The organism is Citrifermentans bremense R1, from assembly GCF_000426865.1.
GTDB classification, from domain to species: Bacteria; Desulfobacterota; Desulfuromonadia; order Geobacterales; family Geobacteraceae; genus Geomonas; species Geomonas bremensis.
In genome coordinates this window covers 88,046-103,150 of sequence record NZ_AUGE01000007.1, presented here as the reverse complement: position 1 = coordinate 103,150, position 15,105 = coordinate 88,046, and the positions used below count along the sequence as shown (strand labels likewise).

Annotated in this window: 14 protein-coding genes; 8 read left to right on the top strand and 6 right to left on the bottom strand. The window is 57.1% G+C overall.

Features of this window, described 5'->3' with window-relative positions:
* Positions 1–32: 32 nt before the first annotated feature.
* From K419_RS0107550 to K419_RS0107530, 5 genes are all read left to right on the top strand, one after another.
* Positions 33–1,640: an NADH-quinone oxidoreductase subunit M gene (locus tag K419_RS0107550; RefSeq protein ID WP_026841059.1), complete on the top strand. Its 1,608-nt coding sequence runs from the start codon at positions 33–35 to the stop codon at positions 1,638–1,640.
* Positions 1,641–1,672: 32 nt separating this feature from the next.
* The gene (locus K419_RS0107545) at positions 1,673–3,127 is read left to right on the top strand and encodes an NADH-quinone oxidoreductase subunit N (protein ID WP_026841058.1); all 1,455 of its coding nucleotides are present in this window, start codon (positions 1,673–1,675) and stop codon (positions 3,125–3,127) included.
* A gap of 506 nt (positions 3,128–3,633) precedes the next feature.
* The gene (locus K419_RS0107540; protein WP_026841057.1) at positions 3,634–4,014 is read left to right on the top strand and encodes a hypothetical protein; all 381 of its coding nucleotides are present in this window, start codon (positions 3,634–3,636) and stop codon (positions 4,012–4,014) included.
* A gap of 79 nt (positions 4,015–4,093) precedes the next feature.
* Positions 4,094–4,384, top strand: a complete 291-nt coding sequence (locus K419_RS0107535; protein WP_026841056.1) for a J domain-containing protein — start codon at positions 4,094–4,096, stop codon at positions 4,382–4,384.
* Between the two features lie 5 nt (positions 4,385–4,389).
* Entirely contained in the window at positions 4,390–5,160 is a 771-nt protein-coding gene (locus K419_RS0107530) for a sterol desaturase family protein (protein WP_026841055.1), read from the top strand.
* A 51-nt stretch (positions 5,161–5,211) separates the two neighbouring features.
* Here the strand turns inward: K419_RS0107530 and K419_RS0107525 are convergent, their stop codons facing one another.
* The 5 genes from K419_RS0107525 to K419_RS0107505 all read right to left on the bottom strand — a co-directional run bounded on the left by K419_RS0107525 (position 5,212) and on the right by K419_RS0107505 (position 10,099).
* Positions 5,212–5,673: a hypothetical protein gene (locus tag K419_RS0107525; RefSeq protein WP_026841054.1), complete on the bottom strand. Its 462-nt coding sequence runs from the start codon at positions 5,671–5,673 to the stop codon at positions 5,212–5,214.
* Entirely contained in the window at positions 5,674–6,297 is a 624-nt protein-coding gene (locus K419_RS0107520) for a hypothetical protein (protein ID WP_026841053.1), read from the bottom strand.
* 68 nt (positions 6,298–6,365) lie between these two features.
* Positions 6,366–7,535, bottom strand: coding sequence for a tetratricopeptide repeat protein (locus tag K419_RS0107515; RefSeq protein WP_026841052.1), 1,170 nt, complete (start codon positions 7,533–7,535; stop codon positions 6,366–6,368).
* A 60-nt stretch (positions 7,536–7,595) separates the two neighbouring features.
* On the bottom strand, positions 7,596–8,240 hold the full coding sequence (gene trhA / locus K419_RS0107510; RefSeq protein ID WP_026841051.1) for a PAQR family membrane homeostasis protein TrhA: 645 nt from the start codon (positions 8,238–8,240) through the stop codon (positions 7,596–7,598).
* A gap of 494 nt (positions 8,241–8,734) precedes the next feature.
* Complete coding sequence (locus K419_RS0107505) at positions 8,735–10,099, bottom strand: citrate (Si)-synthase (protein ID WP_026841050.1); 1,365 nt, start codon at positions 10,097–10,099, stop codon at positions 8,735–8,737.
* Between the two features lie 429 nt (positions 10,100–10,528).
* Between K419_RS0107505 and K419_RS0107500 the strand changes: the two genes are divergently transcribed.
* The 3 genes from K419_RS0107500 to K419_RS0107490 are packed head-to-tail and all read left to right on the top strand — an operon-like array spanning position 10,529 to position 12,494.
* A complete protein-coding gene (locus K419_RS0107500) occupies positions 10,529–11,395 on the top strand; it encodes a S66 peptidase family protein (RefSeq protein WP_026841049.1) in 867 nt (288 codons plus the stop codon).
* Complete coding sequence (locus K419_RS0107495) at positions 11,392–11,967, top strand: nucleoside recognition domain-containing protein (RefSeq protein WP_026841048.1); 576 nt, start codon at positions 11,392–11,394, stop codon at positions 11,965–11,967. Before K419_RS0107500 ends, K419_RS0107495 begins: the two co-directional genes overlap by 4 nt.
* Positions 11,964–12,494: a spore maturation protein gene (locus K419_RS0107490; RefSeq protein WP_026841047.1), complete on the top strand. Its 531-nt coding sequence runs from the start codon at positions 11,964–11,966 to the stop codon at positions 12,492–12,494. The genes K419_RS0107495 and K419_RS0107490 overlap by 4 nt, the downstream gene beginning before the upstream one ends.
* Before the next feature lie 117 nt (positions 12,495–12,611).
* Here K419_RS0107490 and K419_RS21750 read toward each other — a convergent pair whose 3' ends face one another.
* Positions 12,612–14,903 (bottom strand): nitric-oxide reductase large subunit, encoded by a 2,292-nt coding sequence (locus K419_RS21750; protein ID WP_035496995.1) that lies wholly within the window; start codon positions 14,901–14,903, stop codon positions 12,612–12,614.
* Positions 14,904–15,105 lie beyond the last annotated feature (202 nt).

The window sequence follows — 15,105 nt, the reverse complement described above, 5'->3', positions numbered from 1 at the left end:
ATTTTGACCTGTAAGTAAAAGGAGCAGAGTAAATGAACCAGCTACCGTTACTGAGCATATTAACCTTCACACCGCTGATCGGGGCGATTCTCCTCCTCTTTGTGAACAAGAACAGCCACGGCGTGCTCCGTACCGTTGCCATGGCGGTGACGGTGGTGACGTTCGTCCTCTCGCTGCCTCTGATCACGGGGTACAACGCGCCTGGGACCGACATCGGCGGCTTCCAGTTCATCGAGAACGTGCCCTGGATCGCAGCCGGCCCCTTCCAGATGAGCTACCATCTGGGCATCGACGGCATCAGCCTCTGGCTCGTCATCCTCACCACCTTCATCATGCCGATCTCCATCCTCTCCACCTACACGGCGGTTGAAGAGAAGGTGAAGGAGTACATGATCTGCCTCCTGCTGCTCGAAGTAGGCATGATCGGAACCTTTATTTCGCTCGACCTCTTCCTCTTCTACATCTACTGGGAAGTGATGCTGATCCCGATGTACTTCATGATCGGTATCTGGGGCGGCAAGAACAGGATCTACGCTGCAGTCAAGTTCTTCATCTACACCGCGGTCGGTTCGCTCCTCATGCTGGTCGCATTGATCTCCCTTTACTTCAAGGCGGGCGGCGGCGACTTCAGCATCATCCGCTTCTGGGAACTGAACCTCGACCCGACCACCCAGATGTGGATGTTCCTGGCCTTCGCACTGGCCTTCGCCATCAAGGTCCCGATGTTCCCGCTGCACACCTGGTTGCCTGACGCACATACCGAGGCGCCGACCGCAGGCTCCGTCATCCTGGCCGCCGTCATGCTGAAATGCGGTACCTACGGTTACGTCCGCTTCGCCATGCCGCTCTTCCCTGAAGCAAGCGCGCAGTTCACCCCGCTCATCGCAACCCTGTCCGTCATCGGCATCATCTACGCCTCGCTGGTCGCGATGGTACAGCAGGACGTCAAGAAGCTGGTCGCCTACTCTTCCGTGGCGCACCTGGGCTTCGTCATGCTCGGCCTCTACGCCCTCAACACCCAGGGTGTCACCGGCGGCATGCTGCAGATGCTCAACCACGGCGTTTCCACCGGCGCATTGTTCCTTATCGTCGGATTCATCTACGAGCGCCGTCATACTCGTCAGATCTCCGACTTCGGTGGCCTCGCCAAGCAGATGCCCGTTTTCGCCACCATGTTCATGATCGTCACCTTCTCCTCCATCGGCCTGCCGGGGACCAACGGTTTCGTCGGCGAGTTCCTGGTGCTCCTGGGCTCCTTCGAGAGCAGCCTCCGCTGGTATGCGATCATCGCCACCTCCGGCGTCATCCTTTCCGCCGTGTACATGCTCTGGATGTTCCAGAGGGTCATGTTCGGCGAGCTGAAGAACCCGAAAAACCAGACTCTGAAGGACCTGAACGCAAGGGAAGTAGCGATCATGCTTCCGCTTCTGTTCCTCATCTTCTTCCTGGGCGTCTACCCGCGCCCCATTATCGACTCCATGGCTCCGTCGATCGATAAACTGATCGCGCACACCAAGGTGCAGAAGCAGGTGGCACAAGTAGCAGCACCGGCCGCGCCGCAGCTTCCGGCAGGGCACGTAGCAGTTCCGGGCCTTCCCGAAGGGCATCCGGCTCTCCCCGCAACCCAAGAAGTAAAATAGACCGCTTAGAACTAGCTGACGGAGGATTATAGATGGAAACAATTGCTATGCCGGCCATAAACCTGGCAGTGGTCATGCCTGAGATCCTACTCTCATGCATCGCCATGGTACTGCTGCTCGTCAACGTCTTCGTGCCGGGCAACAACAAGGCCTACCTTGGTTACTTGAGCATCATCGGCCTCGCAGTTACCGCGGCAAGCGTGGTCAACGGGTGGGGGCCGTCGGTATCAGCGTTCAACGGCGCCGTGGTGCAGGACAACTTCGCCACCTTCTTCAAGATCATCTTCCTGGTCTCCGCCGGTCTTGCCGTCCTGATCTCGGACAGGTACATGGCCCAGGAAGAGTGCAACCAGGGCGAACTCTACCCCCTAATCCTTTTCGCCACCGTCGGCATGATGCTGATGGCTGCCGGGACCGACATGATGGTGATCTTCCTCGGTCTCGAGCTGCTCTCCATCTGCCTGTACGTCCTGGCCGGCTTCAACCGCGCCAGCGTGAAGTCGAACGAAGCGGGCCTCAAGTACTTCCTCCTTGGCGCCTTCTCCACCGGCTTCCTGCTCTACGGCATGGCGCTCACCTACGGCGCCACCGGGAGCACCAAGATCCAGGCCATCTCTGCTTTCGTCATGGGGAACCCCAGTGTGGCGAGCAACCCGCTCTTCGTGGTCGGCATGCTGCTCATCGCCACAGGCTTCAGCTTCAAGGTTGCAGCTGCACCGTTCCATATGTGGACCCCGGACGTCTACCAGGGCGCTCCGACCCCGGTCACCGCGTTCATGTCCGCAGGCCCCAAGGCAGCCGGCTTCGCCGCCTTCCTAAGGGTGATGATCTTCGCCTTCCCGATGCTCAAAGCTGAGTGGGGCCAGCTCCTCTGGATCCTGGCAGTCCTCACCATGACCGTCGGTAACATCATCGCTCTGTCCCAGGACAACGTGAAGAGAATGCTGGCTTACTCCTCCATCGCCCACGCAGGTTACGCACTGGTCGGTTTCACCGCCACCAACGCGGAAGGCGCGGCAGGCATCCTCTTCTACATGCTCTCCTATGCGTTCATGAACATCGGCGCCTTCGCCGTCGTGGTCCTGATCGGCAAGAAGGGCGAGTCCAACGGCAACGTTCAGGATCTGGCAGGTTTCGGCCACAAGAAGCCGCTTCTGGCCGCCATCCTCTCCATCTTCCTGTTCTCCTTGGCCGGCATACCGCCGACCGCAGGCTTCATCGGGAAGTTCTACCTATTCTCCGCAGCCATCAAGTCCGGCTACCTCTGGTTGGCCATCATCGGCGTGCTTAACTCCGCAGCCTCCCTGTACTACTACCTCCGCGTGATGGTGTTCATGTACATGAAGGATCCGACCGAAGAGTTCGACTGGGCAGGCGCTACCCCGGCCATCGCCCTCTGCCTCCTCCTTTCGGTAGGCGCGACCCTGGCACTCGGCGTGGTTCCGGGCACCGTCCTCGCACTGGCGCAGAAGGCAGTACTGTTCTAAGACAGGTAGACAACAATCAAGATCAGAGAGGGCACCCGGCAACGGGTGCCCTCTCTGCGTTTTCCACTCCCTGCCGGTCTGACCCTGATTATTCAAAGCCAATTTGAAATTGCACAATGCCGAAAGCGTTTGTGCAATTTCCATTTCGGTTTTGACTATTCATGTGTCAATTTTGCTATTCCCGAATCGATTTAACTATTCCGGCGAACAAAATAAGCTATTGTGAAATCGATTTAACTATTCCGGCGACAAAATAAGCTATTTCCAAATCGAAATAAGCTATTCCCAAATGGAAATATGCTATTCCGAATTGGAAATAAGCTATTCTCAGATGGAAATAGGCTATTTCCATCTGGGATTTGCTTAATTTCGTCAGGAATTAACAAATTTGCATACCGATCTGGTAACATTGCACAGAGACGCCCTCTCAGTGCGGAGACGCGCCGCGCAGCGGGGGGCAGGCAGGGTATTTTAATCGATCTTAAGCTGAATTAACGGAGGGAAAAGTGACTGCTGCTGAAATCGGAAACAAAGCCATTAAGGTACTGGTGGGAGTATTCATTGCCGTTATCGTTCTTGCCGTGGCGTATGTTTATGCGGCGCTTCACTGGAACTTCTCGAAGGGTGACAGGGTCGGGTACGTTCAGAAATTTTCCGAGAAGGGGTGGGTGTGCAAGACGTGGGAAGGTGAACTGCAGATGCTGCCGGTCCCTGGTGCGATTCCGGAAAGGTTCCTCTTCTCTGTTCGTGACAAGGCTGTGGTCTCAAAACTCAATTCATCGCTGGGCAAAAAGGTGTCGCTTACCTACGAGCAACATAAGGGCATTCCCACCACCTGCTTTGGAGAGTCCGAGTACTTTGTCGTTGATGTGAAGACGCTTGAGTAGACAGCGTGGTCTCTTTGACTTGCGATACCGTGTGTTGATGGGAGTTGAGGACCGCTCGAACGTGCGCTGAGGTGATACGATGATCTACGCCGATCTGCAGGAAGCGTTGAGGATCCTAGGGCTGGGTGAACGAGCTACCCTAGCGGAGATCAAGGCTCGGCATCGGGAGTTGGTAAAACGCCATCATCCGGACCTCGGGAGCTCAGGTGACCCCGATGCTATCCGAAAGGTGAACGCCGCCAACAAGGTGCTACAGGACTACATCACCGAGTACCAGTTTTCCTTCACAGAAGAGGAGTTCTACGAACAGAACCCGGAAGAACGCCTCCGGCAGCAGTTCATGGACGCCGCCATGTGGGGGAAGGGATAACCGGCATGGCGAACGCAGACATCATACGCCTGGCCTTTTTCCTGGGTACCTTAGCTGTCGTGGCCGCCTGGGAAATCCTGGCGCCTCGTCGCGTGCTTACAGACAGCAAAAGAAGGCGCTGGTTTACCAACCTCGCAATAGTAGCCGTCGACACCGCCTTTGCCCGCATTATCCTGCCGCTGCTCCCGGTCGGCATGGCCGTAATGACCCACCAACCGGGAGGGTTGCCCTATTGGCTGAAGGTTCTCCTATCCATCATCGCGCTTGATTTCGTCATCTACCTCCAGCACGTGCTTTTCCACTTCGTCCCGGTATTCTGGTGCCTCCACAGGATGCATCACACCGACCTCGACATTGATGTGACCACCGGAAACCGTTTTCATCCCTTCGAAATCGTCATTTCTCTCGGCATCAAAATGGCCGCCGTAGCTCTGATTGGGGCACCGGTCCTGGCGGTTGTCGTCTTTGAGATTCTACTGAATGCAACCTCCCAGTTTAACCATGGGAACATCGCCATTCCGGTCGCAGTCGACAAGTACTTGCGCCTCTTCGTGGTGACCCCCGACATGCACCGTGTGCATCATTCAGTGATCCCCAGGGAAACGAACAGCAACTTTGGCTTCAACCTCCCCTGGTGGGACCGCCTTTGCGGAACGTACCGGCCTCAACCCGAGAAAGGACATGAAGGGATGACCATTGGATTGAACGACTTCCGCAACCCGGCGAGGTTGACCCTGTTTCACCTTCTTGTCCAGCCGTTCACGGGCAAGTCTTAGCAGATCCGGCGAAGTCTTTCAGGCACCGCACATCTCTTGCACCACGTCTACTCACTCAAAGAGTTTCTCCAACGGTTTCGAGAATTCCTCAAATGCTTGCCCTGAAGTGAAAACTTCCCTCCACTGCAACAATGTTCCAAGGCTGTGGCTTATGTCCCTAAGACGTATGGAAGCGGCAGACCTGTCATATTCCAGGAAATACAACGCAGCAGTGGGGGGTGCTGTGAAAACTACGGACGAGGTGCTGACAAGACCGCTTAGCATGTTGCTGCCCAGGTTGTAAAAGAACCCCTTTCCAGATGCGGTGAGATAAAAGGCCGTGTCTGTCTCAGGATTAAGTCCGAACAAGGCCTCGGGAGGAAAGAGCCAAATGCTTAATGCGTCAGCGAAACCGCCTATGGGCTTTAAGTCGAAATGGTGAGTGGTCAACAAGCCATTGAGAAGCAGGTAGACAACCTGGCTGTGGCGATCGACCGCAAGGATGCGCGCCTGTAGTTTCATCCGGTTTGACAATCACAGGCTCCGGCTGCACAGCATCAGTTCGTCCTCCGTGGCAATGGCGAAAGAATCGGGATCTGCGAGGCGCTTGATGTCTAGCATCTTGCTCGGGAAGGAACATCGATGCATGTTGTTCCTGCTGTTGTTGATGGAGAACCTCGCTACCCTGCGGCTCAAGTGTTCTTCGGGATCGGAAAGCGATAAATAATATTCGCACTCCTTGCTTTCGGACATAAACAGGATTTCGTAATAAAGGTCCTCTCCGTCGAAAGCGTCGGGTGGGAAGCTGAATATGGAGGTGAATCTACTATCAACACCGTCCAAAACTGCTCTGCAGTACCTTTCTCTTTCCAGATCAAGAAATAGAAATTGATTCGTTTCGGTGATGCAGTCTATAAAATCGAGCCCTGGTAGCAACTGCGACTTCAGCCGCCACGCTGTCATCTCCTTCAGGTCTATAACGATGATGGTTTCTGGATCCTTTTTGAGGCAGGTGTGACGTTCAGTGATCCAGTGAAGGGTCAAGGGGCTATTTCCCCGCCTGAAATCAACTTCAAGGGTGTCGGACAGACATAGATCCATCGCCTCAGCCTCTATTTTCATCGTGGCTTCGACCTCGGCGTCGATTGTCTCAGTCACGGCAGGATCTCCTATCGCACCTGCCAGTAAGCGGCGTCACGCCGGCATGAAAGCCACATCATCTCGTCCTAGCAGTCGGGCCAACGCTCCTCCTTCAGGGCAAGTTGCAGGGCCGCAAGGTGCTCTGCGATCTCTTCTTTGCGTTCGGAATCCCTCTCGCTCTGCAGCTGCTCCTCAATTTTACCGACGTTATGAGTGTCGATCTCTTGCAGCTTCGACAGGAGCCGAATTCTGGATTTACGGTCGGCTTGCTGTTCCACCGCCTGCCACAGCCGGGAAATCTCCGACTGCAGGTGGAGACATTCGGTGAGTGCAACGATTCTGCGGGCCTTATGGAGGTTTTTGCTGGACTTAAGGGCTTCCTGCGCGAGGGTTCGAGCCAGGTCGAGGTCGCCGCGGGCGAACGTCGCCGCTGCCTCGTCCTGCAATGGTTCCGCCTCGGTACTCAGCGCCTTCTCGATCTCAATTTTGAGACCGTCCAGTCCACCGATAAAACCTGGCTTCTCTTCAGCCATGTGCACCAACCTGAGAGCGAAGTTGTGATTCCCGTTCATGCAGGAGAGGCTCGCGTAGGCGTAGAGGGCATCCTTGCCAAGATCGGCGGGGTGAATGGAGTCGAATACGGCACCGGCCTCGGCCAAGGACCCGTTTCCATGGTAGGCGAGTGCCAGAAGTTCCCTAATCGATTTGTCCTGCAGTACGCGAGCAGTCTGCGCTTGGAGCGTGTCGATAGCGGTCTGGTAAGCTCCCATCTCTTCAAAGAGCATTCTGATCCCTTTGGAGAAAGCATTGAGGTCGGAGTTGGCACTCAGCCGCATTCCGGCCAGCTCCTGCTCGGCCGGGGCAGCCGCGCGTTGATTCGGGTCGATTTTTTTGCGTGATACCTTCGTCATGTTCCCCTTGACTTCGCGGGCATAGCCCCCCGGATCCGGGACAGAGTCGAGCGCTTGCGGCGAAAGCGCGTTCAGGTTCGCATGGCAAGCGTCGATGCTGGGGAGGAACAGGTGCTTGATGAGGACCACGTCGGGGCTGCAAGGGTGGGGGATAAGCTCGAACGCCTCGCCGTAATGTTGCAGCAGCAGGTTCTGCAATCGGTTCTTAAGATCATAGCCCCGCTGCCTGTCGTCCTCTGACAGGCAGAGCCGGGTCGGGTTGACTTTCTTGATGGCGGAGATGATCTGCTCTGACGACGGTATCGTCGCGCAGCGGAGCAGAGTCTCGGCAGCATTGCTTCGCAAACGGAGGTGGGAATCTTCAACCGATCGTAGTAGGGCAAAGCGGCATCCTGAAGCCGCGGGTCACAAGGCGTACCAGGTTATTGCACAGAAGTGACAGGCGGTGCCCGCCATGACGAACAGGTGCCAGATGAAATGGCCGAAGCGCAGGCGGGAATCGTAGGCGAAGAAAACAACGCCTAACGTGTATGCCGCGCCGCCAGCCGCTATCCACAGAAGGCCGGCCAGCGGCACAAGGGTGAACAGGGGTTTCGCAGCGACGATGATGAGCCAGCCCATAGCCAGATACAAGATCGTCGACGCTATCGGGCGTGGCATCTTTTGACAGAACTTCCAGACGACCCCGACGGTTGCGAAAGTCCAAACCAGAAACAGAAGAGTCCATCCCCAAGGGCCACGCAGCGCACCAAGCGAAAAGGGTGTGTAGGTCCCGGCTATCAGCAGATAGATCGCCGAGTGTTCTATGGTCTTGAACAACTCCTTCAGTTTCCCCGGAGGCATGGCGTGGTAGACGGAGGAGGCAAGGTAGAGCAGGACCATGGTTGCGGCATATATGGCGGTACCGACGGCGTACCCGGTCTCTCCATAGCTGAAAGCCTTCGACAGAAGCGGCGGGGTCGCGGCAATGGCCGCGATCAATCCGACAGCATGGCTGATGCTGTTGGCGATTTCTTCCTCTGCTGACTGCTGACGCTTGATTATCTCCATCGAAATTACTTCCTCACCATCTGCAGCGCGCTGCCGGCGTAGAGAGTTGCTGCATTGCGGCCAAGTTGTGCGAGAATCAATTGTCACGTCAGTTGGACTAGAGTTGCCGTTGTCCGCGCTGACCGAGGAGGCTCAGATGATGAAAGCCGGTAGGGTACGAGCGTTATCAAAACTATTGTTCGGAATGTTGCTGCTGCTCCACGCAGGATGCGCAGGCGTACAGGAAAAGTCCCCGGCGTTTCTAGACACCGCCGAGAGGAAGTGTCTAAAAGAGGGCGAGCTTTGCAGCACCTTGAACGACGAGTGCTGTCCAGGGTATAGGTGCTACATCGGACTTGAACCCAGATGTGTCAGAAACCCTGGCAACTGAAATGGGTGGATTTTATCCGGCAAACGGATCAGCGGAATAGGCAGCTAAACAACAAGGGGGGCGACCTGGACAGGACAGAAAACTTCTGGCACAGGTCGCCCCTCCTTGTTTATGCATACTGCGCTTAAGCCATTGGCTTTGGCGGTTGCGGGGAAGCGGGGGCGGCGATATCCCGGCCTCCGGCGGCAGCCCAGGTCTCCAGCATGTCGGTGGTGACGGATTTGGGCCGCTCGATGGGGTAGCCAAGGCCACGATCCCAGGTGATGTTCGCCATGCACCCCAGTGCGCGCCCCACTCCAAAGAGCACCGTGTAAAAATCCCATTCCTTCAGCCCGTAATACCACTGGATTACGCCCGATTGCGCATCGACGTTGGGCCACGGGTTCTTCGTCTTGCCATGTTCGGTAAGAACGCCCGGTGCGGTCTCGAAAATCATCGAAACCAGCTTGAAGAGCTTGTCGTCCTTGAGCCCCGTGGTCTTCAGACAGAACTCGCGCTGAGCCATGTAGCGCGGGTCGGTTTTCCTGAGCACGGCATGCCCGTAACCGGGGACCACCTGCCCGGCATTGAGGGTATCCCAAAGAGCTGCGGTGACGTTTTCCGTGGTAGGCTCGGCGCCGTTCAGCTTCTTCTGGAATTCCAGGATCCACCCCAGTACCTCCTGGTTCGCCAGGCCGTGAAGAGGGCCGGCCAAACCGGCGAGACCTGCGGCATATGCGTAATAGGGATCGGACAGGGCAGAGTGGACGAGGTGGGTGGCATGGGCCGAGACGTTGCCCGACTCGTGGTCGGAGTGGAGGATGAAGTACATGCGCGCCACGTCCTTGTACTGCTCGCTCTGCCCGATCATCTGGGCGAAGTTGGCACCCAGGTCCAGCTTCGGGTCGATGGAGATCTGCTTGTCGTCCCGGTACTTGAGATTGTAGATGAAAGCTGCCAGTACCGGGATGCGCGCCACGATATCGCTCGCATCCTCGTAAACGTGTTCCCAGGCGGTCATTTTGTTGAACTTGCCGCTGCTGTAGAAGGCTGCGAATTTGGAATCCCTCTGCATGGCAAGGATGCCGGAGGAGAGCATCACCATCGGGTGGCTGTCCAGCGGGAGCGCGCGCAAGGCCTGGAACACGTATTCCGGAAGCTGCTGCCGTGTCTTGAACTCGGCCTCAACGTCCGCAACCTGCTCGGGAGTCGGAACCTCGCCGGTGAGCAGGAAATACCAGAAAGATTCCACTGTGGGATACTCGGAACCGGCGGCCTTGGGGAGGGCCTCGAAAGTCTCGGGGATGGTCTTGCCTCTGAAACGGATCCCTTCCTGCGGATCGAGATAGGAGATGTCAGTAACAAGGGACCTGATATCGCGGGCGCCGCCGATGCACTGCGCTATATCTACCTTGTCGATTATGACTGAGCCGAACTCTTTAGTCAGCCGGGCGATGCGGGGACGGTGTGCCTCGATCTTCTCCTTTAGCCTGTCTTTCAGCTGTGTCATGTCCTGTTCTCCTTTCTTCGTTTAAGGTTAGGGCGAAGGTCCGCCCGTGACAGATTTAACACGCTTTTGGCACCCCTCGTGTCAGCCCGCGCCAGGCGGCTCAGCCACCACACATACGATATAATAAAATTTTCCAATGTAAATAGTTTAAGGCATATTTTGCTGCAACTTTAAGAGTACGCGGTGAAAGCAATGGACTCCGCTCTGAGAATATCCGCAGAATCAGATACAGGAGGATGGCCAGGAGGTATGGCATCTATGAGCCTTTTGCGTTGGAGAAGGCGAGGCTGGTGCAAGGTAGGGGCTTTTTGCCCTTGCGGTCAACGAGGCGAGAATGTAAGAATACCGGGAGTTGCCGGCAGTCGGATGCGGTGAAGCCGCCTCAAAAGGCTTGCTTGGCAAGGGTACTTTCAACTGGAGAGGTTTTGAGTGGATAATGTCTATATTATTTCACCTAGCTACCTGATCAAGAAGAAGCGGGAGTTCACCGCGGGGATCAAGCAGTTGTCAAAGCTTGGTTTCAACGTCCTGAACCCACACTTCCAGACCGTGCTCCCCTCGCCTCAAGAGAAGGCTGAGCAGATCCATCGCGCGTGCGCCGATTCCGGCGCCGACATGATCCTCGCCCTGCGCGGCGGCTACAGCGCCATGAAATCGCTCCCCTTTATCGACTTCGATCACCTGAAGAATCACCCGAAAATTATTGCAGGCTTCAGCGACCTGACCGCGCTCTTGAATCCCATTCACGAACGGACCGGAATGGTGACGCTACACGCGCCTATGGTGGCCAGCCTGAAGGATCCGACCGCATTCACCGTCGGCTCCTTCATGAACGCGGTGAGGGGCTACCCGGAGAAGAACCTGTTCCAGGGGGCACCGGTGAAGGTGTACCGTCACGGCACTGCCGCCGGCATTCTCAAGGGGGGCAACCTGGTCACGCTTACCGCGCTGATAAATACGGAGTGGGAAATGGAGACGGAGAACTCGATTCTCTTTCTGGAGGAGATCGACGAAAAGCTGCACAAGGTGGACCGCGCGCTGACCCAGTGGATTCTTGCCGGAAAGCTCAAGGGGGTCAGGGGCATCATCCTCGGGGATTTCGGCGGCCTCAAGAGCAGGGAGGTCTACCAGATCCTCGCCTCGCAGATGGAACTGAACTTTCCGGTGGTTCATTGCCCCAATATCGGCCATGTCCCCGACAAGATCACCCTCCCTGTGGGAGCCGAGGTGGAGCTCAACACCCAGAAGAAGCAACTGGTGATAAGGAAGCTGGCGCTTCCGGGGGGGCGGTCATGAATGCGGTGTGGTTGATCCTCTTCTCCGTAAGCATCGTCTTCGCCATCTTCACCGGCAACCTGGACGCGTTCACAAAGTCGATCTTCGAAGGCGCAAAGTCAGCGGTCGAGGTGTCGCTCTTTCTGCTGGGCATCGTGTCGGTCTGGATGGGGATCACTAGGATCCTGGAGGATTCAGGACTCATCTACCGCATCGCGCACCTGTTCAGGCCGGTTATCTCCCGCCTTTTCCGTAATATTCCCGGCGACCATCCCTCGATCAGCGCCATCACCTTGAACGTGCTGGCGAACCTCTTCGGCCTCGGCAACGCGGCGACGCCGCTGGGGATCAAGGCGATGCAGGAGCTCGACACCCTGAACGAGGAGAAGGGGACCATCACCTTCGAGATGATGACCTTCATCGTCCTCAACACCGCCAGCATCCAGTTGATCCCCTTCTCGGTCATCGGGATACTGGCCAGCTACAATGCCGTGAACCCTGCAGGGGTAGTGCTCCCGGTGCTGATCGCCACGGTGATATCCGCGCTGACGGCGCTAGTGATACTGTTCTCGTTCAGGAAGGTGCTCAAATGATCGAAGGCATCAATTACCTCTCGCTGCTCATCATCCCGCTGTTCATACTGTTCACCATCTGGTACGGCACCTTCAAAAAGGTTCGCGTCTACGATTCGTTCGTAGCGGGGGCGAAGGAAGGACCGGGGATCATCCTGAACATCTTCCCGTACCTTCTGACCATCTTCATCGTCATCAAGGGCTTTCAGGCCTCGGGCGCCTTCGACGCTGTGAGAAATGGCTTCTACCAGCTCTTCTCTTTCGCCGAGGTCCCCATCGAAGTCGTTTCCATGGCCATCATCAAGCCGCTGTCGGGGAGCGCCTCTACGGCGCTTTTTACCGACATCGTGAAGACCACCGGTCCCGATTCCGTGGCCACCAAGATGACGGCGGTCATCATGGGAAGCGCAGAAACGACCTTTTACGTGCTGGCGGTCTACTTGGGCTCCGTGGGAATCAAGAAGACCAGATACCTGGTTCCCGTCTGCCTGACCGCCGACTTCATCGGCATCGTCGTGGCTGTTGCCGTGGTTAAGTGGCTGCTCTGATCTGCAGATCTGCTCCAATGAAAAAGGCCGCCTCTGCTTAGAGGCGGCCTTTTAAAGTTCTGTTGCTGGATCCACGGAATGGTGCACCGCCTGGGGCGGTTCTCCCTCTCGCGCCGGTCAGGGGGCTACTTTCCCCTGCGTTTTTTCCGCGGGCCTCACGACTCCACGATTGCGGTTCAGGAACATGCGGACGGCGAGATACACCACCGGCAAGACGCCGATTATGAAGAGCGCGTCGCCGGGCAACCGCAGCCATTCGAAGATCCGAACCATGGGGAGCATGAAGAAAGCAGGCTCGCGCCCTTCCCAGTACGAGGTGGCGAGGATCTGGTTGATCTGCAGCATCCCGACGGGAAAGAGGTTTATAAACAGCATCAGGGCAAGCCCGAGGTTCGTGCACCAGAAGGCGATCCCCATGGCGGTGTTGCTCGCCTTGTCCAGGGGGAGGAAGTAGCGGGCCACGAACATGAAGAACCCGAGAGAGAGCATCCCGTAGACCCCCATCATCGCGCCGTGTCCGTGATTGGCGGTCCACTGGGTGCCGATCTCGTAGTAGCTGACGATGGGGAGGTTGATAAGGAAGCCGAAGACGCCCGCCCCGAGGAAGTTCCAGAATCCGACGGCTATCAGGAACATCACGGCCCACTTGTGCGGGAACATCTCGGCCGTTGTGCTCAACATGGAACCTCCCGCGGGCGCTCCGAGCCGCATGAACTTCCAGGCCTCGTAGGTGAGGAGCAGCAGGGGGATTACTTCCATGGCGGAGAAGAAGGCGCCCAGCGCCATGTGTATCTCCGGAGTTCCGCTGAAATAGAGATGGTGCATGGTCCCGATGACACCCCCTAGCGAGTAGAGGATGATATCGAGGTAGACGATGGTCGTTGCCACCCGCACCCTGACCACGCCGAGCAGCATGAAGACGTAGGCGACCATGATGGTGGTGAAGAGTTCCAGGAAATCCTCGACCCAGAGGTGGACCACCCAGAACCTCCAGAACTCGATCTGGTTGAAGGGGGTCCCCTTACCGTAGAACATGCCGGCGGCATAGAAAAGAGGTATGGAAATGGCGCTGTAGATGAATAGCCACGGCATGTTGCCCGGGTGCTCGCCCTTCAACCGGTCCATCATGCCGCGGACGAGGATCAGCAACCAGATCAGCATCCCGGCGGTCAAAAGGATCTGCCAAAGACGACCGAGGTCGAGGTATTCCCATCCCTGGGAACCCATCCAGAACCAGGGGCTGTTGGTGCCGAGAAGCCCCTGCAGGCTGACGGCTTCACCTGACATCGACCCGAAGACGACCACGACCAGCGCCCCCAAAAGGATCAGGGCGAGCTTGTCCTGATGCCGCGGCTCTTTGCCGGCGATCATGGGAGTAAGGAAGATCCCCATGGCGAGGAAGCTGGAAGCGACGAAAAAGAGCGCCAGCTGGACATGCCACATCCTGGAGAGGTTGTAGGGGAGCCATTCGGCAAGCGAGAGCCCGTAAAACCCGGCCCGCTCGACGTGATAGTGGGCGTTGACTCCGCCAAGGAGCCCCAGTAGCAAAAAGAGCAGGGCTACCACCAGGAAGTACCAGGTGACGGTACGCTGCGACGGGGTCAGCGCGACTTCTTCGGGGACGGGGTGCGTAGCGGCAAGTTCCGTGTCCGTGGCATGCCAGCCCAGCCACTCGAAGCGACCGAACACGAAGAGGATGAGGCCGGTCCCGCAGAGAAGGGCGACCAGGCTGATCACGCTCCACATCAAGACGCCAGGAGTCGGCTGGTTTCCGGCAAGGCTGTCGGGGGGCCAGTTGTTGGTATAGGAGTGGTTAGTGCCAGGGCGCGTCGCGGAGCAGACCCAGGCTGCCCAGGAAAAATAGGAGGTGAGTTTGCGGACCTCTTCCGGGTCTTTCAGGTAGGGTCGCCGCAGCCCTTGCTGGGTCGAGGAGGGGCCGAACCAGTCGCGGTAGTAGGAGATCATTTCGCCGTAAGCCGCTGCCTGGGATGGCGTGTAGGTGATCACGTTCTGCCCGGGATCGTAAGAGTTCTGTTTTGCCTCGGAGCGCACCCTCTCGCTCGCCTCTGCCGGGGTGAGCCTCTGCTCGGTGTAGGAGAGCCTGGCTTTTTCCCCGCTGATGCGCAGGTACTGTGCGGTGAAATCGGGCCCGAGGTAGGCCCCGTGCCCGAAGATGGTGCCGTACTGCATCAGGCCGTACCTTTGGAACAGGTGCTGGCCTTCTTTGATGTCGTTTCCGGTGAAAAGTACCTTCCCGTCGGCGGTCCTGACCTCACGGGGTATGGGCGGTCCGTCTGTGTTGTTCCGCAAGGCGAGGTAGCCCAGGACGGCAAACCCGAAGATGAAAGTGAGGACAGCGGCGATGAGCCATCCTTTTCCCAGCACCATGTTCTGCTCGCGTTCATGCATACCGACCTCCTGATCTGTCAACCGTATTGTGTGTCTTCTCTAATGCGCTACGAGGATATTCTAGGTTGCCTTCCCGGTGATGCAAGCGATTGCAAGGGGTTATTCATTGCGCCGCTGTGGGGAGTTCACTAGGCGAAAAAAGGGGGTAGGGGGGGCAGAATGACCGGGGAGATGAGAAAAATTCGTGGTAGAGAAAAAAAGT